General features: G+C 60.8%; 19 protein-coding genes and 1 riboswitch. Of the genes, 2 read left to right on the top strand and 17 right to left on the bottom strand.

Translation table 11 applies throughout. The features are described 5' to 3' along the window. Positions 1-5: 5 nt before the first annotated feature. Positions 6-1304 (bottom strand): glycosyltransferase, encoded by a 1299-nt coding sequence (locus tag NET03_RS01860; RefSeq protein WP_252127189.1) that lies wholly within the window; start codon positions 1302-1304, stop codon positions 6-8. 382 nt (positions 1305-1686) lie between these two features. Then, positions 1687-1874: riboswitch (cobalamin riboswitch) on the top strand. Positions 1875-2028: 154 nt separating this feature from the next. Here NET03_RS01860 and NET03_RS01855 point away from each other — a divergent pair. Both NET03_RS01855 and NET03_RS01850 read left to right on the top strand, forming a co-directional pair. Next, positions 2029-4335: a ribonucleoside-diphosphate reductase subunit alpha gene (locus tag NET03_RS01855; RefSeq protein ID WP_252127188.1), complete on the top strand. Its 2307-nt coding sequence runs from the start codon at positions 2029-2031 to the stop codon at positions 4333-4335. A 34-nt stretch (positions 4336-4369) separates the two neighbouring features. Next, positions 4370-5356 carry a ribonucleotide-diphosphate reductase subunit beta gene (locus NET03_RS01850; RefSeq protein ID WP_252127187.1) on the top strand — a complete coding sequence of 329 codons (987 nt, stop codon included), beginning with the start codon at positions 4370-4372 and terminating at the stop codon, positions 5354-5356. Between the two features lie 275 nt (positions 5357-5631). Here NET03_RS01850 and NET03_RS01845 read toward each other — a convergent pair whose 3' ends face one another. The 16 genes from NET03_RS01845 to NET03_RS01770 form a co-directional block, all read right to left on the bottom strand. Then, entirely contained in the window at positions 5632-6975 is a 1344-nt protein-coding gene (locus NET03_RS01845; protein ID WP_252127186.1) for an amino acid ABC transporter substrate-binding protein, read from the bottom strand. A gap of 310 nt (positions 6976-7285) precedes the next feature. Next, a complete protein-coding gene (locus tag NET03_RS01840) occupies positions 7286-8005 on the bottom strand; it encodes an ABC transporter ATP-binding protein (RefSeq protein WP_252127185.1) in 720 nt (239 codons plus the stop codon). Then, positions 7998-9764: a branched-chain amino acid ABC transporter ATP-binding protein/permease gene (locus tag NET03_RS01835; protein ID WP_252127476.1), complete on the bottom strand. Its 1767-nt coding sequence runs from the start codon at positions 9762-9764 to the stop codon at positions 7998-8000. The genes NET03_RS01840 and NET03_RS01835 overlap by 8 nt, the downstream gene beginning before the upstream one ends. Further along, positions 9764-10642 (bottom strand): branched-chain amino acid ABC transporter permease, encoded by an 879-nt coding sequence (locus tag NET03_RS01830; RefSeq protein ID WP_252127184.1) that lies wholly within the window; start codon positions 10640-10642, stop codon positions 9764-9766. Before NET03_RS01830 ends, NET03_RS01835 begins: the two co-directional genes overlap by 1 nt. A 282-nt stretch (positions 10643-10924) precedes the next feature. Further along, positions 10925-12253: an amino acid ABC transporter substrate-binding protein gene (locus tag NET03_RS01825; protein WP_252127183.1), complete on the bottom strand. Its 1329-nt coding sequence runs from the start codon at positions 12251-12253 to the stop codon at positions 10925-10927. A gap of 95 nt (positions 12254-12348) precedes the next feature. Next, positions 12349-13368 (bottom strand): catechol 2,3-dioxygenase, encoded by a 1020-nt coding sequence (locus NET03_RS01820; protein WP_252127182.1) that lies wholly within the window; start codon positions 13366-13368, stop codon positions 12349-12351. Between the two features lie 165 nt (positions 13369-13533). Beyond that, positions 13534-14475 carry an amidohydrolase family protein gene (locus NET03_RS01815; RefSeq protein ID WP_252127181.1) on the bottom strand — a complete coding sequence of 314 codons (942 nt, stop codon included), beginning with the start codon at positions 14473-14475 and terminating at the stop codon, positions 13534-13536. 92 nt (positions 14476-14567) lie between these two features. Then, positions 14568-15176, bottom strand: coding sequence for a class II aldolase/adducin family protein (locus NET03_RS01810; protein WP_252127180.1), 609 nt, complete (start codon positions 15174-15176; stop codon positions 14568-14570). 131 nt (positions 15177-15307) lie between these two features. Continuing rightward, on the bottom strand, positions 15308-16300 hold the full coding sequence (locus NET03_RS01805; RefSeq protein WP_252127179.1) for a PhnD/SsuA/transferrin family substrate-binding protein: 993 nt from the start codon (positions 16298-16300) through the stop codon (positions 15308-15310). A gap of 215 nt (positions 16301-16515) precedes the next feature. Beyond that, positions 16516-17232, bottom strand: a complete 717-nt coding sequence (locus tag NET03_RS01800) for an ABC transporter ATP-binding protein (RefSeq protein ID WP_252127178.1) — start codon at positions 17230-17232, stop codon at positions 16516-16518. Next, a complete protein-coding gene (locus NET03_RS01795) occupies positions 17216-17989 on the bottom strand; it encodes an ABC transporter ATP-binding protein (protein WP_252127177.1) in 774 nt (257 codons plus the stop codon). Before NET03_RS01795 ends, NET03_RS01800 begins: the two co-directional genes overlap by 17 nt. 2 nt (positions 17990-17991) lie before the next feature. Further along, positions 17992-19041, bottom strand: coding sequence for a branched-chain amino acid ABC transporter permease (locus NET03_RS01790; RefSeq protein WP_252127176.1), 1050 nt, complete (start codon positions 19039-19041; stop codon positions 17992-17994). Between the two features lie 18 nt (positions 19042-19059). Beyond that, the gene (locus NET03_RS01785) at positions 19060-19917 is read right to left on the bottom strand and encodes a branched-chain amino acid ABC transporter permease (RefSeq protein ID WP_252127175.1); all 858 of its coding nucleotides are present in this window, start codon (positions 19915-19917) and stop codon (positions 19060-19062) included. 149 nt (positions 19918-20066) lie between these two features. Continuing rightward, positions 20067-21419, bottom strand: coding sequence for an ABC transporter substrate-binding protein (locus NET03_RS01780; RefSeq protein WP_252127174.1), 1353 nt, complete (start codon positions 21417-21419; stop codon positions 20067-20069). 97 nt (positions 21420-21516) lie between these two features. Next, entirely contained in the window at positions 21517-22497 is a 981-nt protein-coding gene (locus NET03_RS01775) for a VOC family protein (RefSeq protein WP_252127173.1), read from the bottom strand. Between the two features lie 33 nt (positions 22498-22530). Then, positions 22531-24066: a 4-hydroxyphenylacetate 3-hydroxylase family protein gene (locus NET03_RS01770; protein ID WP_252127172.1), complete on the bottom strand. Its 1536-nt coding sequence runs from the start codon at positions 24064-24066 to the stop codon at positions 22531-22533. Positions 24067-24121 lie beyond the last annotated feature (55 nt).

Raw genomic sequence — 24121 nt, 5'->3', positions numbered from 1 at the left:
TGTACTCACGTGCGGTAGAGCGGCTGTTTGGTGCGTGCGAGCTCGGCGATCAGGCGTGCTGCGCGTCGGCGTCCGTCTGCCGCCTGAATCCGGCTGCTCGCCGCTGCCAGGCGTGCCTTGCGCTCCTGGTTCGTCAAGAGGTCTTCAAGAGCACGGAAAAAATCATCGTCGCGGAACTGATAGGGGTGGAAACGATAGCCAAAACCGCATTCTGCCACGCGCTGTGCATTGTCATGCTGGTCCCAGAAGAGCGGCAGAACAAGCATCGGCTTGCCAAAATGCATGCACTCCGTCGTGGTGTTGTTGCCGCCATGGGTAATCACAGCATCGACCAGCGGTAGTATCGAAGGCTGAGGCAGATATTCGTCACCCCACACATTGTCCGGAAGGGCAAGTTTTCCTTTTTGAGGCCCGAGACTGATAATCACCCGGTAGTCGGTGCGCCCAAGCAAGTCAACCAGCCGACCCATCAGTTCCGGCTCAGCTGATCCCAAACTTCCGAGACTGACGTACAGCAGCGGACCACCGTCGTGCAGTTGTTCGGGGAGTTCAAACGGTGGTTCGGTGTCGCGAACTGAGGAGTCGATACGATGCCAGGTTGGCGCAAGTGGTTGGGAACGTGGGTAGTCAAGTTCTGCCGGATAGAGGTACAGGTTGAGATAGGAGCTTTCCCAGATGAACGCATGCTCAGGTAGTGGGGGAGCGCCCTGCTCACGGCAGAAGGAGTCGAGCTTCTGGTGGAGAGAGCCAACAGCGCACCAGTACTCACGCTGCCAGGCGTCCCACTGTGAACGGTCAGTGGTTGGTAGACCGCTCAAGGCCGGAGGGAGGTTTGGATCAGGAATTTCCAGTGGGTTGCAGGATACGATACGAACCCAAGGGACACCGGCTGTCACGACAGCTGGGAAGGCAACCACGTTGTCCTCGACGATGACATCAGGGCGAAGTTCGGCAAAGATCTCACGGAGTCTTGGTTCCACGTAGAGTGCACCGTCGATCAAGGACTCCCAGATCGGGGCGATGAGCGTGTGGATCTGCTCCAGCGTACTCTCACGGAAATGTGGCGCAGTGTTGGCGATAAAGTCTTTCCAAAACTGTCCAGGCTCTTCAGGTTGTTCGGGTGGTGGGGTCAGCCGCATCAGTCGCTCTTCGAACCCTTTGGCCTCGAGTGTTCCGGCAAACGACTCCTCGACAACGAAGACAACACGAACTCCGAGTTCCTGGAGGGCACGGCCGATGCCGATACAGTTATTGGTCGGTCCGTAGGCACCTTCAGGAAAGAAGACGACTGTCGGCTGAGCCATACACTCCCCCCTTGGTCTTTGGTCCTGCAGCCTTTGGCATCGTCATCATAGCAGAAGATTGGCTTGCACGAAGCCTATAGGGAGTTTCTGGAGGGCCTTCAGCTGTACTAAGGGGTTCCTGATTTTCTGGTCGTGTGGAGAGAGCTTCCATGCCGTCCTTGCCGCGCAGAACCGCTGCCCAATGTCTTTCTTGTTTGGTTTCCCGCGCGCTGTGCCAAGTGGCACAGGTGCACACGAACGGAGCTGGACGCTGCATTGCCCTGACTGAGCGATCGGGTGGGTCTTTCTGGAACATCTTGTCAGGCATACTACCTGCACGTACACTGTGGATGTGACCACGAGATGTAGCGGTGCAATTTGGGAGAAGCGCAACATCTTGTGGTCTCTCCAACCCAGGGCGGGTGCTGGGAAGTCCGGTGTAATTCCGGCGCTGCCCCGCAGCGGTGAGCGGGGACGAACACTGCACCTGGTCGTTGCGACCGGAAAGCCACTGGCGGAAGATCCGCTGGGAAGGCGCAGCTAGTAGGACGATCCGCAAGCCCGAAGACCGACCCGTCCTGCAGGACACAGCGGTACCGCGCCTCGCGGGTGGGTGCGGGCCGGAGATCGGTGACGCGCAGGCGAGCGCGCTGTCGCGGGTGCTGCGTTCCCCGGGGAAGTATCCGCACCGACTCCGTCCTACCCTGCCTCCTGGGCGCGGGAAGAGAGAAGGGAGGACGGAGCAATGGCAACGACGCTTCCACTCGAACTGCAAGCGGTGATCCCGCCGCAGACGAGTCTTCTGGAAGCCCAAATCCTTGCAGTTCTCCAGCAGTTGCCAGATCGCCCCGAGGCGGAGAAGGAGGCGGCGGCACTGCTCTTGCGGAAGATCGCCCTTGAGGCGGATAGCGGCGTTGTTCTGTCCTATCCGGAGCATTTCCGCCGGTACATCGAGCGCGGCATTGCGTGTGGAGCACTCGACGAACGGCTGGCCGGCTTCGATCTTGAGCAACTTGCAGGAGCCTTAGATCCGGCTCGTGACCGTTTGCTCGGATACATGGCTGTAGCCACGCTGGCGGATCGTTACCTGGTGCGAGATCCTGAAACACGGCAGATCCTGGAACGACCGCAGTCCCTCTTCATGCGCGTGGCCATGGGATTGGCGCTGGCCGAGCGGCCTGAGGAGCGGACCGCCTGGGCTCTGCGCTGGTATGACCTCCTCAGCAGCCTCCGCTACTTGCCGAGCACACCGACACTCTTCAATGCTGGGACGCCACACCACCAACTCGCCTCATGTTATCTGGCCGAGGTGGAAGACAGCCTGGAAAGCATCCTCGGCTCGGCCTACGAGTTTGGGATGTTGGCCAAATATGCCGGGGGCATCGGTGCTGCCGTGACTCGTATCCGGGCGGTCGGAGCTCCGGTGCGCGGAATCAACGGGACAAGCGGCGGCCTCATTCCTTTCCTCCATCTCTACGATGCGCTGATTGCCTCGATCAGTCAGGGTGGGCGGCGCCGGGGCACGATGTGTGTCTATCTTGAGCCGTGGCACCTTGAAGTGGAGGCGTTCCTTGATCTTCGGCGGAATGCTGGTGATCCGTACCGCCGCACGCACCAGCTCAATACGGCGCTTTGGATTCCCGATGAGTTTCTGCGTCGTGTTGAGGCAGATGAGCCATGGTACCTGTTTGACCCGGCAGTCGCCCCGGAACTTCCGGACCTCTTCGGAACGGCGTTTGCAGCCCGGTATCGCGAGCTCTGTCGGCAGGCTGAGAGTGGGCTTCTCCCGCGGCGTGCGTGGCGCGTGCTGCCCGCTCGCGAGCTTTGGCTGCAGATCTTGGCAAGCCTCATGGAGACCGGCCATCCCTGGATCACCTTTAAGGATGCGGGCAACCTCCGTTCCCAGTTGCGTGGGGTGGGCATCATCCACTCAAGCAATCTCTGCACTGAGATCTTTCTGCCGACGAGTCGAGAGGACGTCGCAGTCTGCAATCTCGGCAGTGTCAATCTGGCGCGGCATTGCGGGCCGAATGGTGAGCTGGCTTGGGAACGGCTTGCCGAGACGGTACGGCGAGCGATGCGCGCGCTCGACAACGTGATTGACATCAACCTCTACCCCTCTGAGCGGGCCGAACGTGCAAACTTGCGCAATCGTCCTGTCGGTCTGGGCCTGATGGGCTTTGCCGAGCTCCTGGCTCGGCGTGGGGTTTCGTACGCTGCTCCAGAGGCTGCCGAGATCGCCGACCAGATTGCCGAGTTCTTGAGCTATCACGCTATTGCCACCAGCTGTGAACTGGCAGTGGAGCGGGGAAGTTTTCCCACGTTCGCGGCATCACGTTGGGCAGAAGGGGTGCTCCCCCTGGATACGCTCGCGGAGCTCGAGGCGGAGCGTGGACTGCCCATCGAAGTCGCGCGCTCAAGCCGGCTGGATTGGGAGACGCTGCGCGAGCGCGTGCGGCGTGGCATGCGTAATGGCGCCGTAATGGCCATCGCTCCAACGGCGACCATTGCGCTGATTGCCGGGACGACGCCGAGCCTTGATCCCTACTATGCCAACGTCTTCAGTCGGCAGACGCTCTCTGGGAAGTTCCTCGAGGTGAATCCGGTGCTTGTCGAGGAGCTACGCCAGCGAGGGCTGTGGGAGACGCTCTTACCGGAGATCGTCGCTGCACGAGGTGACCTGCGGGCCGTACCAGGATGCCCGCCGGAGCTCGTCGACCGATTCCCGACAGCCTACCAGATTCCTGCGGAGGCGTACATCGAGGTTTCAGCTCGCGTACAGAAGTGGGTGGACATGGGGGTGAGCCGCAATCTGTACCACGCGGCCGATCGGCCGGGGCAGCTGAGTGCAGCCTACCTCTCCGCATGGCGCAAGGGCTTGAAGAGTACCTACTACTGCTTTGTGCGGTCACGAATGGAAGTGGAGCAGTCGACTGTTGCGGTGAATAAGGCGCGGCGGCGGCCGCAGTGGGTGCAGCGGGCCGAGCAGGATGTGCTGGCGCGAGAGAGTGTGGCCTGCACCCTGAACGGCGTTTGCGAGAGCTGTCAGTGAGGTCATGCATGACGCTGGAAGGAAGGGTACGGCAATGGGTCGGAAGCTACTCGGTGGTGATCCTCTCGCGGCTGTCGAGCTCTTCCCGCTGAGTCATCCGTGGGCCTATGCGCACGTGCAGCAGGCGAAGCACAACACCTGGTTTCCGGAGGAGGTGCCGTTGCACGACGATGTGCGCGATTGGTTCGAGCGGCTCACCGACGAGGAGCGGCGGGCGGTCGAGATGTTCCTCGGCTTCTTCAACCCGATGGAGTCGCTGGTCACGACGAACCTCCTCTTGAGCCTCTATAGGGTGGTGACTGCTCCCGAGGCGCGGCTCTATCTTGCGCGTCAGGCCTGGGAGGAGGCGAACCACGTGATGGCCTTCGAATATGTGATCAAGACGTTACCACTTGACCGCGAGCGGGTCTTTGGACTGCATCTCGAGTATCCCGCGGTCGCGGCCAAGGAGGCCTTCCAGCGTCGCCTGACTGAGGCGTGGCTGGCGTTGCCGGAGACGGAGACCGTGGAGGGGTTGCAGCGGCTGGTCCGTAACCTCGTCGGCTATTTCGTCGTGTTGGAGGGGATCTTCTTCTATTCGGGTTTTGCACTCGCACTGGCATTCCGGCAGCGCAACCTTCTGCGCGGTCTGTGCAGCATCGTCGACTGGGTGCTCAAGGACGAATCCCTGCATCTCTCCTTCGGGATCCATCTCATCACGACGATCCTCGAGGAGCATCCGGAGATCATGACCCCGGAGTTCGGGCGTGGTCTTCGTGAGCTCATTCTCGAAGCAGTCGCGCTGGAGGAGGCATACAACCGGGCCGTGTTACCGGAGCCGCTGATCGGGATCGACGCGGAGTCGTTGAACGGGTATGTGCGATTCATCGCCGACCGGCGGCTCGAGGAGCTCGGGTTACCGCCGGCCTTCGGGAATCCCAACCCACTGCGTTGGATGGCAACGCAAGTGGACGTGCCAGAGATCGTCAATTTCTTCGAAGCCCGGAATGTGCACTACGAAGTGGGACGAGAACGGCGCTAGAGGGGACACTTCGGCCCAATCGCGGGTAGCCGTCCCTGCTGGCGGCGAGAATGACCCGAAAGGCTGAGCTGTCCTCGAGAGCGTGGGAGAAGCGAGTACGCGATGCAGTACGCCTCACACGTTGTGACTTCTTCGAGGAGGTGGTCCGTGGACGTCCGAAAACGGCTTCTCCGCGTGCGTGTACACCCAGACGCCGCTCCGCTTTGGTGAGGGGAGCTGGAAGAGGGAGCGGAGGGGGGCGAGGACCTTCGCTCCCCCTCCGCAGTCGCCACCAATCAGCCCTTCCAGTTCGGCTTGGGAACGAGGGGCTCCGCGGCAGCCCGGTCCCGCGGCATGATAGCGACATACTCGAGCTTGCCGTCCGGTTGGCGCTGCCACTGCCCGATAAGCCAGTTGCCTAGGAAGGCGTTGCCAGTCAGCTTGACCGGCCCCATGATGGTGTCGAAGGTTCCATTCTTGAGTTCCTCGCCGATCGCCTTGCGGTCGACCTTGCCGACACGCTCGAACGCCTGCTGGATGGCCTGACCGACAATATAGTACACATGACCACCCCAGCGGTCGGCTTCCTGGCCGGTGAAATCGCGGTAACGGTTGTAGAAATCGACGATTTGGCGATTGCGGACATCGATGCCACCGAGCCCCATAACGCCTTCCGCATCCTCGCCATATGTGCCGATGAAGAATGTGTAGTTCGGTCCGTTGGCAGCGAAGAAGACGGTTGGGTTATAGCCGAGAACCTTCATCGCTGGCACGTACAGCATGGAGTCGTTCGGGTAGGAGATTGCCACGACCGCATCGGGATTGAGACGCATGATTTCGGTAATGATGGATTGCATGTCGCTGATTTCCATGGGATAGCCCTGGTCGTAGACGATCTCGAAGCCAGCGGCCTGCAGGGCCGGTCGGAGTGGCTTGACGAAGTCAAGTGCGAACTCGGCATCGACGTAGGGCATGGCGACGCGCTTGCCGACCTTCCCTTGCCCATTGAGGTACTTGAGCAGTTCGACAATCCCCTGCTCAGCGTACTGCTCCGGTCGCCCGAGGAAACTGAAGAAGTAGGGAAAGCGTCGTGCATCCTCCTCTGTGACCCAGGTTGCGACTGCAGCCTGCGGATAGCCGTTTTGATGGAAAATCGGTGCGACAGCGTGGTTGATACCCGTCGAATACGGAGGAATTAAGAAGTCGACCTTCTCCTGAGTGATGAGCCGCTGGACCTGGCGGATGCACTCCTCAGGATTGCTCTGGTCGTCGGCCCAAATGATATCGACCATGTAGCGGCCGTCACTGAGCTGGATGCCGCCTGCATCGTTGACATCCTTCTGCCACAGCTTGTAGCAGTTGACGATCGTCGCCTGGGCGCCGGCCGCGAAGATCCCGCTGAGCGACACCGCGCAGCCGAAGCGCAGTGTCTTCGTGGGCTGAGTGGCAGCGACCGTCGGCGTCGTGGCCGCGGCGGCCGGAGTGGGCGTTGCCGCTGGTTGCTGACCAGGAGGGGCGGTGGTCGGCGTGGGCTGCGGAGCGGGCGTTGGTGTAGCCTGGCCCGGGCCACATGCCGCCAAGAGGGCAGAAGCGCCGAGAGCTGCCGCGGTAACGAGGAACCGTCGTCGTGAGACACGCATACTCTTCTCCTCCCCGTTCACTGCCGAACGAACTCTGGACTGTGAGTCGGCGTACCCGAACACTGGAGAACTCGTAGTTACCCGCAGCCTCCTCTCCTCCAGTATGTGCCTGACCAGCAAACTACACTTTCGGTCAGGCGATCGCTTTGTCGTCTGTTCAGCTCTACGCTTTCGATAGTTTATAGGAAAACCATGCGTCCCGCAAGTCACGGATTCCGGTATTCTGAACGACCATCCGCGCAAGGGCCCGCGCTGACGGAGACGTACGTACCTTGTCCGGAACGATGAGGCGTAGCGTCGCGAAGCCGCGCTATTGGGTGCCCAGATAGGCTGCACGAACGACCGGGTCGTCCCGGAGTTCGGCCGCGCTCGCGGCATGGACGAGTTCGCCGTTACTGAGAACCGCGCCACGTTGGGCAACGGCGAGACTCAGGTGAGCATTTTGTTCGACGAGCAACACGCCGATTCCTTCCGCGGCGATTTGGGGTAGGACGCGGAGCAATTGTTTGGCGAGTACGGGGGCCAGTCCGAGCGTCGGCTCATCCAGGAGGAGGAAGCGTGGAGCAGAGAGGAGTGCCCGGGCCACGGCGACCATCCGCTGCTCGCCACCACTCATCGTACCGACTCGCTGGTTCCAGCGTTCCTTGAGGCGCGGGAAGAGACTGAGGGCGAACTCCATCAGTTCTTGCTCCCGCGCACGTGCCCGCCGTGGGAATGCACCGAGCAGGAGATTCTCGCGCACGGTGAGGTCCGTGAAGGTTCCACCCCGCTCCGGCACCAGAACCAGCCCTTGCTCGACCACCTGAGCCGTCAGGTTGCGGCGGACGAGACTGGTGAGATCGAGACCGTCCAAGAGCACGTGACCGCTGGCTGGACGAACCATCCCCATCGTCGCCCGGAGGAGAGTCGATTTCCCCGCGCCGTTCGCTCCGAGTACGACCACGATCTCACCCGGCGCCACCTGCAAGGACACATTGCGAATCGCCGCGTGGAGTCCGTAAAAGACCGTCAGATCGCGGATCTCAAGCATCGTCCGTCTCTCCGAGGTAGACTCGAACCACTTCCGGGTGCGCGAGCACTTCTTCTGGTGTGCCTTCGGCGATCTTCTGGCCGAAGCTCATGACGATACAGCGGTCACAGAGGCGCCGCACCGCCTGCATGAGATGCTCGATGAGCACGATCGTCGTTCCCCGTCCCCGTAGGGACTCGATGAGTTCCATCCCGATCAGCATTTCCGATGGATTGAGCCCGGCGAGCCACTCGTCAAGCAGGAGCAGTTTCGGCCGGAGTGCGAGGGCCCGTGCTAGTTCCAGGCGCTTCTGATCGATGAAGTTCAACTGGCCAGCGGGAACGTGGATAAATTGTCCCATCCCGAGTTCCTCGAGCAGCTCGCGAGCGTACACGCGGGCTTCCCCGAGTGAGCGGACGTGTCCGCCGAACAAGGCGGCCGGAACCACATGATCGAGGCACGTCAATGCAGGATAGATGCGGACGAGCTGGAAGGTCCGCGCGATGCCAGCTCGCGCGATTTCTTCCGGCGCTTTGTGTGCGAGCGACCGACCGAGGAAGAGAATCTTCCCGCGGTCCGGCTCGTAGACCCCGGAGATGAGATTCAGGACCGTCGTCTTGCCCGACCCGTTCGGCCCGATGATGCCGAAGACCTCACCTTCACGAATCGTGAATGAGAGGTCATCGACCGCAACGATGCCACCGAACGCTTTCCGGAGTCCCTGCACCTCGAGGAGAACCGACCCGTCCGGTGAAGGACTGCGTGTTGGGCTACTCATCCCATCGACGCTGGGACTCGCACCGCGTACGGGGGTCGAAGGCTCGAGGGGAGCACTGAGAGATGCTGGCGGCGCAGCGGGAGCGGGGGCTGCGCGACGCAGCTGCTGGAGTTTGGGTAGGAGGCCGAGGATTCCATCAGGGATGGCGAAGACGATCATCATGAAGAGGACACCGAGGATGAACGTGTAGGTCGTCGGAAAGCGTGCATTCAACTGGTCAAAGAGGAACACGAGCGGGACGGCTCCCACGAGTGGTCCCCAGAAACGCTGCATCCCACCGAGGAGCGCGATCACGGCCGGCATAAAGGAGAGCGTGGGATTGAACGCAATGTTGGGGTCCAGGTAGGTCCAACGGGGTGCGACGATCGCCCCGGTGACCGCCATGATTGCCGAGGTCAGGGCGAGGACGACGACCTTGACCGCAGTGGTCCGTACTCCACTATGCCGCGCTGCGAGTTCGTCCTCGCCGATCATGAGCAGCGCCAGACCGTACCGCGATCGAGCGAGCAGCCATCCACCGAAGAGCGTCAGTGCGAGCAACGCGGTGAGGCTCCAGTAGATTTGCCGCGCAGTGATGTCAGTAATGATGTAGACCCCAACCGATCCGGTGACGCTCCGCTGGTACCACGTCATTAGCTGGCGGATGAGCTCGGCGAGGCCGAAGGTGAAAATGGTGAAGTACATGCCTTGAATCCGTAATGTGGTAAGACCGACGAACACCGCGAGGACGGCCCCGATCAGTGCGGCGAGCGGGTAGAGTGCGATCATCGGCACGCGTTCGTAGAAGAGCCCGACCGTGTATGCCCCGACGCCGAAGAATGCCGCTGTGGCGAGACTGATGTACTTCGTCGGTCCGGCGAAAAGTCCCCACGCCGTCGCCAGGACGGCGTTGAGCAGAATCGAGAGGCCGAGTGCGATGTAGAAGTCGTTTCCAGCGAACGGTACGAGTGCTGTGAGCAGCAAGAGAACCGGCAGAACGGCGACACGCGCAATGGACGTCATCACCGGAGTGCCCTTCCGAAAATCCCCGTCCGCATCGTGAGGACTGCGAGAACGAACAAGCCGTAGACCGCAGCGAGCGTCAGGCCCGGGCTGATGAAACGGGCCACGAACGATTCGGTGACACCGAGGATCAAGCCGGCGAAGAGCGCTCCCACTGCATTGCCGACGCCACCCATGATCACGACGACGAGTGCCTTCAGCGTGAAGGTGACCCCCATCGGCACATTGAAGGTCTGGAACATGCTGATGAGCACACCCGTCGCGGCGCAAATGAGGCCGCCGAAGGCGAATGTGAATCCCGCCCAGCGACGAACATCGATCCCCGCAAGGGGCGCCCCGTCCGGATCGACAGCGATGGCGCGGATCGCTGTGCCAATACGCGTTCGGACGAGCAAAAGATACGCGAATGCACCAAAGGCGAGGGCGAGAATCAAGGCGAGCAGGCGATTCGCCGGGACGACGCTACCGAAGAGCTGGATGGGAACGAGCAAGTAGGAGTAGCTGAACAGCTGGCCACCGAAGATCGCGAGCATCGCCCCGGAGACCACGAACGAGAGTCCGAAGGCCAACAGGATGCTCGAGGCCTCCATCGCACGCCAGGAGCCTCGACGCCGCTCGAGCTGCACGAAGACGAGGTGGTAGACGAGGAGGTGAACGACGAAGCTCGCTGGCAGAAGGACGACGAGCGAGATGAGGGGACTGAGCTGATACCGCTGGTAGAGTAAGGTCGCGAAGACGGCTGCGGCGATGAGAAAGTCACCGTAGGCCAGGTTCAGGATCCTGGCAACCCCGTACTGCAGCGTCAAGCCGAGTGCCAATAACGCGTAGATACCACCGTAGACGATGCCTGTCACGAGTGCATCGAGTAGTGATGCCATCTCCCCTCCGTCGTTTTCGGCCGCACAACCGATCTCTCGGTTCCGACTCAGTGCCTCGGCAGCGGAACTTTAGCGATCAAGCAGATTGTAATGGACTTGGGCCACGGTTTTCAAGACCTTTTGCTCCCGCATGGGCTCGGTTGTGGCTGGTCGAAGCGGGCAGAGGCCTGGTCACGAAGGGGCGATGGTCGAGGTGCCCCCCGCACGCGTGCGGAAGGCACCTCGACGACGTGGCCCGCTCATCCCGCGCCCGCCACGGTGGTATGGCCGGGCGAGGCCCGGTCACTTCTTCCAGGCCGGCTTCGGCACCAGCGGTGCGGCTGCAGCCCTGTTCTTCGGCCACAGTGCGAGGAACTCCCCATTCTGCCACTGACCGAGCAACCAGTTTCCGTAAAAGATATTGCCCTCGAGTTTGACGGTGCCGATGATCGTTTGGAACGAGCCGGTAGCGATTTCCCGAATGATGGCCTGACGATCGATCTTGCCCACGCGCTGCAACGCTTGCTGAAGTACCTGTAACGACGAGTAGCAGATGGGACTACCCCATCGGTCGGGATCCTGGCCGGTAACCTGCTTGTGGCGCTTGTAGTAGTCCATGAGGCCGGGACTCTTCGGATCGATCCCACCAAGTCCCATAACCCCCTCGGCATTCTGACCGAACTTGCCGATGTAGACCGGGAATGCTGTGCCGACGGCGGTGAGGAAGACCGGCGGATTGAAATCCACTACCATCGCGGCTTCGGGGAGCGTCAGGGTATCACCCGGATAGCTGCAGGCGACGAATGCGTCTGGTTGCCGCTGCTTGATGTCAGTCAGAATCGGTTGGAAGTCCGTCGTGCCGAGCGGGTATCCCTGGTCGTACACAAGTTCGAATCCGGTCGCTCCGAACTTCTTGCGCGCAGCTTGGGACAACTCGAGGCCGAAAGCATCGTCGACATAGATGAGCGCGACCTTCTTCCCGATCTTCCCCTGGTTCACAAGGTCACCGAGGAGGTCGGCGATGGCCTCAGAGTACTGACTGGACGTGCCGAGGAACGTGAAATAGCCAGGCCACTGCTTGACGAGTTCGGGGGTCTTGTCGCTCAGGTTGGCGACACCAAGTTGGGGGTATCCGAACTCATGAAACACCGGTGCGACAGCGAGGTTCATCGCGGTACCCCATGGCGGCAGGAGGAGATCCACCTTGTCCTGATTGACGAGACGTTGGATTGCCTTGATTGCCTCTTCAGGGCTGCTCTGATCATCGTATTCGATCAACTCGACGGTGTAGACGCCGTCACTGAGGTCGATCCCGCCGGCGTCGTTGACATCCTTGGCCCACAGAATGTAGTTCGGATAGATGGTAATCCCGGCTCCGGCAGCGTACGGGCCACTCTTCGAGATGGCGAAGCCGACACGCATGGTCTTGCGCGGCTTCGTGGCGACAACGGTCGGTGTCGCTGCTGCGGCTTGAGTCGGCGTCGGCGACGGCTGCTGGACCGGTGGTGGCGTCGGCGATGGTTGCGGTGCCGGAGTGGGCGTCGCTTGGCCACCACCGCAAGCTGCCAACAGGGCCGAGACACTGGCTGCTCCAACGAGACCGAGAACCGCTCGACGTGTATACCGGTGCATCCTATTCCTCCTCCTCCATCAGAGAACCCGACAACCAGCAGTCAGCCCGCTTCTTTCCCGAGCGATATGCCGATCACCTCCGATGAGTGTGCAGCTCATTCAGTGGGCGCTGTAGCAGCACGCTCCACTCCGATCTGTGCTGCTGGCGTCCCGTACACCCAGTATTCGGCGGGGAAGCTGCCGCCGAGCCAGGGCAGGCCACCCTCCTGCGCAGCACGTTCGATGTGCTCCTCGGTCCAGCGGATGGGGCGCCAGTCAGGCTCGAAGATGAGGTAGCCTACATCGCCGAAGAGCTCGACCCGATTTCCGCCTGGCTCGTAGACGTAGAGCGGCATTGCTTGCGTGATGCCGTGCTTGGCTGGCCCGAGCTCAATATGGACGCGATTCTCACGGAAGAGGTCGCCGACGTCCCAGAGCTGATGTGGGTAACCGTACCAGTAGCAAATGTGGTGCAGCCGACCACCTGGACCCGCCTCGTCGTGCATGAACGCGATTTCATGCACCATCGGGCTGACCGAGAGCCACACACCACGGTATCCGCCCGCACGCGCTTCGATGTATTCGCGAAGCTGAAAGCCCAGCGCTTCCATCATGAAGTCACCGCAGCGCTTGACATCCTTGGCAAAGAGGTTGATATGGTCGAGGCGGCGGACCGGCACACCGCGTCCCGGCCGCTTTTGAGGCCGATTGGGGAGACGACTTTGAAGATCTCCGGGGGCCTCGTACCATTCGACCTCCCAGAAAATCTCCATCGGATGTCCCTCAGGTGTCGTGAATCGGTAGGCTGGGCCGTGCCCGATGTCGCCGTCGATCCATCCGTGACCGAGACCTGTCGCTTCGATGGCGTGGACGCGGCGCTCGAGTGCTCGAGGCGAGCGGGCCCGCCACGCGGCGTGTCCAAGCCCAGGCTTCTCAGAAGGGGTGAGCTTGAGCGAGGTGAGATAACGCTCGTCGTAGGCTCGCAAGTATGCTGACCCGTCCTTCCGCGCCACCTCTTCCATGCCTAAGAGATCGCGGAAGAACCAGAGCGACCGCTCAAGGTCCGGCGTCAGGAGTTCGATATGTGCGAGTTGTGCGACATCGAAGATGTACCCGTAATCTGCTGCGGCCGACATGCTGTACCTCCCCTGCCAACCACCTTCGATCGCCAGGGATCCGAACCGGGTGCTGTCTACTCAGTAAGATAAATGGCGATATTAAGAGCGTGCAAGCCCTGGGTTCAGATAATCAGAACCACTGGAAAGTTCAGGTCTCAATCATTCACTATAGCAGAACTCATCTCAGTCAATGAGAGGACTTTGTGTCGACTCCTGTGAGAGAACCGCTGGGGGCCACATTGCCAGATCGAACGGGAAGTCCGAGCCAGGTACAAGGCGATCCGGCCCCACTACGGCAGATAGGTACTCGATCGTCTCGTGACGCCACAATACAGTGTCGTACCAGAAGCGGCCGAGATACGCCGTTGGCGGCGCTGCAAGTTGCCGTCGCACCGCCTCCCAGACCTCATAGCCCTTTTCGAGTCGACCAAGCTGGTAGGGGAGGTACCCACCTCCATGAGCGAGAAGAATGCGCGCTCCCGGATATCGGTCGAGCACGCCACCGAAGATGAGGTCCACTGCGGCGACTGTTGTCTCCCACGGCACGCCGACAAGGTTCGGTAATTGAGGACGTGCGAGTCGTCCATCGCGGCTCAGAAGCGGATGAAGGAAGATAATCGCCTGTCGCTCGTCGGCAGCACTCCAGAATGGCGCAAAGAACGGGTCGCTGAGGAGGCGATCTCCGACACCTGGGCCGATAATTGCTCCACGCATCCCCTGCTCCATGGCCCAGACGAGCTCGGTTGCGGCGGCGTCTGGATCATTGAGCGGGACGGTCGCGAGGAGCGCGATTCGATTCGGGGCCCTGGTTCGCCAGGCGAGAAGTGCCTCGTTATATGCGCGTGCTGCTTCTCTCGTGAGGCTCGGCTCAGCGTCGTAAAGGAACAGTTGTGGGATGGGAGACAACAACGCTCGCTGAACACCCGCAGCTTCGAGCGCTTGGAGAAACTGATCACGGTCGTGGAAGACGGGTTTAAGCTCGAACGGCCAACGACCGCCGATGATCAGGAAGGGCGCCTTGCTCGGATCGCGTCGCTCGAAGCGCGCGTCAGCCTGCTCGCTGTGCTCCCGCAACCAATCCACCATCCCCTGAGGAATTGCGTGGATGTGGTGATCGATCGTCATCACACCTCTCCTTGATCCGTGCGAGCCGCTCTTGTCGAATCGTCAGTGCGGAGCATAGAGAACAGGAGACCGTCTGCCAGCCTTCCGTTCGCCTATACGGGACAAAGGTGCAATTTCAGCGGTCCCTTTCCCTCCGCCTCCGCTCCACACACCGTACAAGGAGTTCCCAGGCGGCCGAACGTTGCATTGGCCCGTCGCAATGTTCCCGCTTGTTCAGTGCTTCTGCGTCGCTGGACCATGTCTGAGGTCCTCCAGCAGCCATCGCGAGGAGCTGCTTGTGACAGGCTCGCTCGAGCAGAAGGGCGCGGAACACTGCAGTGGGAACATCTGGCCCCGACGATACCATGGTGAACGAGGAGGATCGCTGGCCGATCCCCAAGCGTGCCAGCGAACTGCTTGCCGAGGTCAGGTGTCGTGATCAGATCTCCGGTCAGTGTGAAGCGAGGAATATCGGGTGGAACGAAAACCGTCGCCTCGTGACTGATCGGCCGCAAAGGAACGCCGAGCGCGGCAAAGGCCAGCGCATGGGGCGGATGCGTGTGGACCACGGCGTTGACATCCGAACGGGCGCGCATGATTTCGGTGTGGATCGGGTATTCGCTATGACGTTTCCCGGAACCAACCAGGACGGTTCCATGCCAATCGACAAGGAGGACGTCACTGGGCGTGACTTCCTCGAAGCCGAGTCCCGCTGCTTTCATTCACACACCGCGACCATCCGGATCCCGTACTGACACGTGTCCTCATACATAGTCGTCCTGTCCCTCAAGGATGAGTACCTGACAGGCAAGTGCAACCAGCTCGCGAGGATCAATCCCCATACCTGCACCCCTCAGATCACGAACTCCTCCAACGTTGAAGGAGCGAAGAGATCCTCGACGCGGAACCGTTGTCGGATGAGACCCTGTTCGTGCGCGTAGCGGATCGCTGTCTCGAGGACGTGTCGATTCGCGTCGATGCCGTAGGGCCAGTAATCCTCACCAAGGAGCGTCCGTGTGCGCTCGACTTCTGCATGCAACCAGGGCAGCATCACTGCCAGTGCTGCGGTCTCTCGCAGGTCAGTCAGGGCGATACGACGAGCCGCTTCAAATGCCTCGAAGAGATTGCGGGCGACCCAAGGAAAGCGTTCCAAGACGTCATCACGGATCACGACGACGTGCATGATAGGGAAGATGCCGGTCCGGCGGAGGTACTCAGCCTCGACCTCGGGATAGTTGGGGAACAAGCGGCCCACTGCGGGATCTCCCTCGAGAAACACGGAGGGGGCGCGTGGAGCGATCATTGCATCGAGTTCGCCGCGGACGAGGAGCTCGGTCAACGTGGTGTTCGGGGGGATTGGATGGATCCGGAGTCGATCCGGAAGTTGGAGTGGTAACTTCTCTCGTCGTCCTGGCCGTTCTTCACCACCCACATACCACTCGATGTCTTCCGGACGGACGCCGTAATCGTCGGCGAGGATTCCACGTACCCACAGGAGTGCCGTAAGCTGGTATTCGGGTATCCCCACTCGTCGTCCAATCAAGTCACGCGGTTCCTTGATACCGGCGCGGGTGTTCACGTAGACAGCGGAATGCCGAAACATTCGGGAAGGGAAAACAGGAATTGCCGTAAGACGTGGCTCACCACGGTCCCGCGCGATGAGGTAGGAGGACAAGGAGAACTCAGCGACATCGTACTCCTGGTATCGAGCCATACGCCAGAACGTCTCTTCAACCAGTTGGGGTAAATAAATGAGCTCGATACCGCGGATCGTTACACGACCATCGACGAGCGGGAGGATCCGGTCATACGGCGCGGCAGCAAGGGTGAGCGTAATCCGCGACATCGTCGGGTTCCCTTCATCATGCCACCTCGGATGTTACCGAGGGCGCACGTTCACCCATCCGGCGCCTCTTCGGTCGTCGTCTGACGGCAAACGTCTCTCGGGCGCGAGGGGCGGGTGCACGGTTGCAGCCGAGGGCAGCCACCGGTCAACGACCGTTTCCACGTGCAGAGACGAAAGGATGGCGAGGAAGGCATTGCGGCCGGACCGTCTTGGTGTCACACCTCGACCCGCAGACCGAGGTACGTCTCCTGCAGATCCCGGTTTGCGAGGAGGTCTTGCGCCGAGCCGTGCCAAATGACTCGCCCCTCATCGATAATGTACGCAACGTCGATTACCGTGAGGGCAAGATCGAGGTTCTGCTCGGCGAGGAGAATCGAGAGCCCCGCCTGCTTGAGTCGCTGCAAGATTTCCCCGACGCGCTGCACCATCACTGGTGCTAGTCCCTCGGACGGCTCGTCGCAGAGCAGGACGACCGGTTGGGTCATTAACGAGCGTGCAATGGTGAGCATTTGCTGCTCACCACCACTGAGGAGCGTCCCGCGAATCTTCCCGCGTTCCTTAAGGATAGGGAAGAGGCGGTAAATTTCCTCGACTGTCCACCGCACGCGCTGGTCGGAGCGTGGTGGGCGAGCACCAAGGAGGAGGTTTTCCGTGACCGTGAGTGAAGGGAAGATCCGCCGACCTTGTGGGACAAGTGCGAGGCCCTTACTCGAGATAACGTATGGTGGCAAGCCGACCAGCGATTCCCCACGCAACCGAATTTCTCCTGCCAAGCGCGGAAGGAGCCCCATGATAGCACGCATCGTTGTTGTCTTGCCGGCCCCGTTGCGACCGAGCAGCCCGACGACTTGCCCCTCTTCTACGGTGAGGGAAAGACCGTTGAGAACAAATCCTTCACCATAGCCACCGTAAACGTCACGCAATTCCAGCATCGCGTCCTCGCATCGCTCCCGCGAGATAAGCAGCCTGCACTTCCTCATTCTGCTGGATTTCGTCCGGTGTTCCGTCAGCCAGCACCGCCCCGTGGTGCAGCACGGTGATGCGATCGGCAAAGGAGAAAACGACTCGCATGCTGTGCTCGACGAGCACAACCGTCATGTCTCGTGGGAGTTGTTTGAGCCGTTCGATAAACGCGGGTATCTCGTCGACGGCCAGTCCAGCGGCTGGCTCATCAAGGAGCAAGAGTCTGGGGCGCAGGGCGAAGCGTGCAGCGAGTTCCACCCGCCGTTGGTAGCCGTGGGGAAGATGCCGGACTTCGATGTCACTCACGTCGAGCAATCCCCACTCCTCAAGCACCTGCTCTGCCCGGCGCTGAATCTCACGGTCGCGCTCGACGAGTCCACCGAGTCCAAGGGGCGTGTGGCGTCCGCGCAGCAGAGCAATCAGGATGTTTTGGCGTGTCGTAAGCTCATGGAACACTGCCGGTTGTTGATTGGTTTTCAGAAGGCCCACGTCGACGCGACGATGGGCGGGGAGTTTTGTGACTTCTCGCCCGAAGACGTGGACACGACCGCGTGTGGCCGGGAGGAACCCCGCGATGACATTCAGTAATGTTGTCTTCCCCGCGCCATTTGGCCCAATGATTGCTCGCCGCTCCCCTGGCTGGACGGTGAGCGAGATGTCTTCGAGAATAGTGAGACCGCCTATGACCTTGCTGACGTGATCGAGCTGCAGTGCTGGTACGGCCATCGTTAGGACCTCTCGATGACTTGTTCGACCGCGCGTTCAGATGGCGTGTGATGTGCTGGTGCTGTCGGCCGAGGAAGCGGAGCTTCTCGCCGCAACTGGGCACGGATCTCACGAATGCGATTCGGCAACCGCACAATTCCCTGTGGAAGCAGGAGAACGGTTAGGATGAAGACAATGCCGAGAATCATCACCCAGCGCTGAGTGAAGGCGCTCACTTCATAACGCAGGAGAAGAACAAGGATTGTCCCGATCGCTGGGCCCCAGAAGGTGCCGGCACCACCGAGAATGACCATCACCATCCCTTCGCCAGCGAGAAGCCAACTAATCTGCCCTGGCCCGACAAAGCCTTTGAAGTACGCGAACAGGCCCCCGGCCAGCGCACCGTATCCGCCAGCGAGCGCATAGGCCACGTACTTCAACGTCCACGTCGGATAGCCAAGGCCTTCTAGGTACCGCTCATTTTCGCGGATACCCACGAGCGCAAGTCCAAAAGGAGAGCGGACCACCCATGCGATGGTAGCGATCGCGATGCCTACGACGATAAGCGTCAGGTAATAGAAGTTGGCGGTATCAGATACGCGGCCGAGGAGAAACGGCAGCTTTGGGGTCGGAATACCGGGAAGACCGTCGTCACCCCCGGTGACTCGACGCCAGAGCCAGACGATCCCGAAGAGTACCTGTGTCAAGGAAAGCGTCAGGATGAGGAAGTACGCGCCGTGGGTGCGCAAGACGAACGGTCCCGTGATGAGCGCGAGTGCGATTCCCGCACCGACTGCAATGAGTAAGGCTAGCGGTGCCGGGGTGCCAAAATATTTGGCAAGGAGCCCGACTGCGTAACCGCCGGTTCCGAAAAAGGCAGAATGGCCGAGCGATGGTAGGCCAGCGTACCCGAGCAGGATGTTGAGCGACATTGCGAAGAGCGTGAAGATCAGAATTTCTGTTAAGACGCTGAGAGGGTATGTCGGAAGGACGAACGGTGCGATGAGCAGCAGAACGAGCAGCCCGAGGATCGCGGCCGGTCGCCACTGAGCGGTGATGGACTTGGCGTTCATGGTCTCCTCCCCGTCCCTTCACGCTGCGCGGCCCAGTAGGCCTTGCGGACGAACGATAAGGACCAACGCAGCGAGTGCCCACACGGCGAAGAAGGAGGCCTCAGGCCAGAACGTCCGCACGATTGTATCGACCAGAGCGACAACGATGCTCGCGATAATGGCACCGGTCACTGATCCCAGACCTCCAAGGACAACGACGATGAGGGCCATGAGCTGCAATTGAATGTCCGTGCCCGGTGCCACGCCAGTCACCGGGGTACCGAGCGCTCCACCCAGGCCACAGAGCAATGCTCCGAGCGAGAAGACGATCGCGAAGATTCGGCGAGCATTGATGCCAAGGCACTCTACCATTTCGAGATCGTCGACTCCGGCGCGCACGTAGGCACCCCACTTCGTCCGTTCCAGGAGATACCAAACGAGGACAGCGAGCACTGCGCCAATTCCGATCAGTGCGACTCGATAAATCGGAACAACTGAGCCAAAGAGCTCCATCGAACCGCGCAGGAGTTCTGGTGGACGGAGTCGCAGGGGGTCACCACCCCAGATCCAGCGGGTCACGTCTTGCACAATGTACGCAACACCGAGCGTCAAGCAGACCTGCAGCAGCTCCTTTCGGTGGAGACGCTGCAAGAAACCGCGCTCAATCAGGACTCCGACGACGAGCGCAGCGAGGGCACCGGCGACAAGGGCGAGGAGGAAATTCCCCGTGGAGCGGGCCACCGACCAGCCAATGTACCCTCCGATCAGGTACAGTGATCCCGTCGCAAGATTGACAAACCGCATGAGCCCGAAAACCACCGAGAGCCCGACCGAAACCAAGAAGAGGAGGCTCGCATAGGACAACCCGATAACGAGGCTCGCAGTGTTGACCGGCACCGATCGTCCCTTTCCGCTCGCTTCATCGGTTCGTGTCTAGCCTTTGCGGCGAGCGCCGTCGATACCTCAACGATACTCGAGCGACTCAGAAGACGCAAAAGAGCGAGTGTTGAGGGTGGCGGTAGCAGCCGCCACCCTCAACGATGCGATCAGAACGACAGGTCGTCGACGTTCTCGCGCTTGCCGAGAACCACGTTGCCAAGCGTTCCGTCTGGCAGCCGTTGGACCTTACGGAAGTAGACCGTCAGCACGACGTTCTGCGTCTCCGGATGGAAACGGAACGGTCCAGCCGGGCCGACGAACTGGACATCCTTGATTGCCTTAAGAAGCGCCTGCTTGTCCTCGACTTTGCCCTGAACCTTGATGAGGGCTTCTGCTGCGACGCGACCAGCGAGGTAGCCCTGGTAGGCGAACTGGTTCGGAATTCGTCCGTACTTCTTCTTGAACGCGTCGACAAAGGCTTTGTTCTCAGGCGAGTCGATGTGTGGCGAGTAGTGCAATGAGGTGACCACATCGAGCGCTGCATCCCCTTGCTGGTCGAGGTAGGCCTCGTCCACAAGATCACCAACACCAATCAGCGGGAACTGGTCTTTCAGGCCGAAGTCCGCGTACTGCTGGACAAACCGAACGGCGTCGGCCCCAGCGAAGAACGCCCAGACTGCGTCGGCCTGCATTTGACTGATGCGCTGGAGGAACGGTGCGAAGTCAGCGGTGTCTAGTGGCGGATAGACTTCGCCAGCGATTTCTCCTCCTGCATTCTGGAACGCCTTCTTGATTGCTTCAGCCTTCTCGTGCCCGGCGACAAAGTCGGATGCGGTGAAGATGAGCCGCTTGTAGCCAAGCTGCTCAACGGCATAGGGGCCGAGGGGCCACTCGTACTGACCGTTGGCGAAAGAGACACGGAAGATGTAGGGACTTCGTCGTTGTGGATCACGCGTCAATGCCTGTGCACCGGCGTTGTCCACAATGGTGGGTACTCCAGACTGGTGAATGTAATCGCGGACGGCAAGTGCCACACCGCTGTGGTTGTAGCCGATAATGAGATGGACCTTGTCGCGCTCCACGAGCTGCTTGGTCTTGGTGAGGCCCTGCTCCGGATTTGAGGCGTCATCCTCTTGAAGAAAGGTCACCTTGCGTCCTGCTACGGTGTGGTCGATCGACTCAAAGTAAAGCTGAATTCCCCGGGTCAGGTTTTCGGCGAGCGCTGCAAAGACACCGGTATAGCCGTGAATAAGCCCGATGCGCACCGGCTCAGCCGCAGCAGCCGGTGTGACAACGACGGTGGGGGTTGCCGCCGCTGCTGGGGTTGGCGTGGCGGCAGGTGGTGTGGGAGTTGCTGGGGCGGGCGTCGGCGTAGCTGGTGCCGGGGTGGGCGTCGGCGTTGCCCCACCACCCGCACAGGCACTGAGTAACCCGCCAAGTGCAGCCACACCCACTCCAACGAGCATGCCGCGCCGCGATACTCGTCGACCGAGTACCGGATGGGGTTCTGGATGAGCCATCATTCCCCTCCTCACGTCATTGAGAACCGACCCGACCCACGCAACGTAGTGACGGAGCCAGCAGAGTTTACCCTGCCGGCTCCGTGACCAGCCCTACCTAGACACGCACAGTGACCTTTTCCGGTGTGCCATAGGTGTAGAACGACTCCGGCATGGTCGATGCGCCGAGCCAGACAGTACTCGAGTAGAGATCCGATTCGTGCGAGACGTCCCAGACAACTGTCTGCCAGTTGGGATCGAAGATCAGATATCCGGCGTCGCCCCAGAGTTCGACTCGGTTGCCGCCTGGCTCAAAGACGTAGAGGAACATCGCCTGCGTTGTGCCGTGCTTCCCCGGGCCAGCTTCGATCTTGATACCCCAGTCGCGGCAGGCGTCAGCGACGTCATAGCAATGTTGCGGATATCCGTACCAGTACGCGATGTGGTGCAGGCGGTTCCCCTGACCAGTGCCGTCGCGCATGACTGCAATTTCGTGAACGAGTGGGCTGACGGAAAGCCAGGATCCCACCTTCTTCCCGTTGCCGTCGATCTTTGTTTCGCGCAACTTGAAGCCGAGATACTCGCGCAAGAACGCTTCGTGCGTCTCGACGTCAGTCACAAAGCAGTTGATATGGTCGAGCCGGCGCACCGGCACGCCGTCGAGCGGTCGCCGCTGTGGACGGTTCTTGAGTGCGCTCTTCTGATCCTCGGGGGCCTGATAGTACTCCAGATCCCAGACCAGCTCCATACGATGCCCATCTGGCATGCGGAACTGGTACGCACGCCCAGCGCCGTACTCGCTCTCTTGCCAGCCAAGCCCCAAACCTGCTGCCTCGATTTTGGCCGCTGCCTCATCGAGGAGCTCCGGCGCCGAGACGCGCCATGCGGCGTGCCCTAAGCCGGCCTGCGGTGCTTCGGTCAGCTTCAGTGTCCAGAGGAACCAGTCTTCATAGGCCCGCAGGTACACCGACTGTCCCTCACGGTGCACCACGCTCATGCCCAGGAGTTTGGTGAAGAACCAGAGGCTTTCCTCTGGCTTTGGTGTGTAAATCTCGACGTGCGCAAGCTGCGCGACCACCGGAACGCGAACGTCTGCCATGACTCACCCTCCTTTCGGGCGATTTCCCCAACCTCACCGTCCGGTACCGTCCGGTTCCCACACCCATGTAGAGTCGCGCCAGCCTGTGAGATCGTACTGGTTGAGACAGTCGTCGACGAGGGCCTTCCACTGTTGCATGAACCCGCGTCGCTCTGCCCACTGCAGCGGATCGAGGTACTTCTGCTCGTGGTTGCCCGCGTAGTTCAATTCGTAGAGACCGTGGCGGCCACCGAATTCGGAATACAGTGCATCCCAGACGAGCTTGTAGAGCTTGCTGCGCTCCTCAGCCGTCATCCCGGTGCCGCGCAAGTAACGATCGAGGATCGGTCGCACCTCCGGATTAAGGAAGTCTCGGTAGCTTGAGACGTTGATAATGGGCGCACCGCCCAGGATGCGCTCGTAGATCTGGCGGATCCGATCCCAGGCGAAGTTGGTATAGACCCGCGCCGCAGCAGCATATTCGAGTCGCGGCACAACCGAACCACCGAGACTTGGCTCGGGATCGCTCACCATAGCAGTGACAATAGCCCACAGGAGGTGCCGCAAGGCGACGAGCTCGCCAACCAACACCTGATTACCACGGAAGTCCGCTGTCCCGTTGCACTCCAGCCCCTTCTGCAGGAGCCCAATCATGAACTCCAGCTTGATCATGAAGCGGATCGTTGTCTGGAGGTTGAAACGGTTGAAGAAGCCGGAATCGGCGTAGAAGCGCTTGCACTTGGCAACGTCGCGGTAGATGAGGACGTCTTCCCAGGGAATGAACGCCTCGTCGAGCACGAGGAAGGCATCGTTTTCATCGAAGCGGCTGGACAGCGGATTGTCGAAGGGGCTTTCGGCATTCAGCTCATAGGAGGCGCGCGAGATCAGGTATTGTCGCGGATTGTCCATCCGGACGAAGAAGACGAGCGCCACATCTTCGTCGCGCCCTTCCTGAAGCCGAGCTGCGCTTCCGCTATTGACACCGACGAAGGTACCGTGTGTCAACGCCGAAGCTGTCGCGACCTGTTTGGCGCCACTGACGATAATCCCGCCGTCCGTCTCCTTGACGACGTGGATATACACGTCGCGGACCTCGCTCGGCGGCCGGTTGCGATCAATGGGCGGGTCCACAATCACATGGTTCATGAAAAGGACACGGGTCGCGTATTCTCGATACCAGCGCCGGGCGGTCTCGCCGAAGGGTGCATAGTAGTCGGGATCAGCGCCGAGCGTCGCCATGAATGCTGCTTTGTACTCGGGCGTGCGCCCCATCCAGCCGAAGCTCATGCGCTGCCAGAGAGTGATGGCCTCAGCCGCCTCCTTCAGGTCCTGGACTGAGTAGGCTGGGGCGAAGAACTTGTGGGTCAATATACCCCAGCGATCGACCGTGGTTAAAGTGTCGCGGGTCTCGGGCGCGTGGAGCGCGTCATACAGGCGCGCAACCGACCGTGCGGCATTGCGGAACGCCGGGTGGATGGTGACGTCCTTGACCCATTCGCCGCGAAAGAAGACCTTGCGCCCGTCACGCAAACTCTCCAGGTACTCCTCCCCCGTCATCGGACGAGTTGGTGTCCCCACCACTTGTGTCATCGGCCCATCTCCTCGCGAACGTGTCCCTCGGGCAATTCTCCACTCCAGTCTCCAA

This window comes from Thermomicrobium sp. CFH 73360 (genome assembly GCF_023806465.1).
Classification (GTDB): Bacteria; Chloroflexota; Chloroflexia; order Thermomicrobiales; family Thermomicrobiaceae; genus Thermomicrobium.
This window is presented reverse-complemented; position numbering and strand designations above follow the sequence as displayed.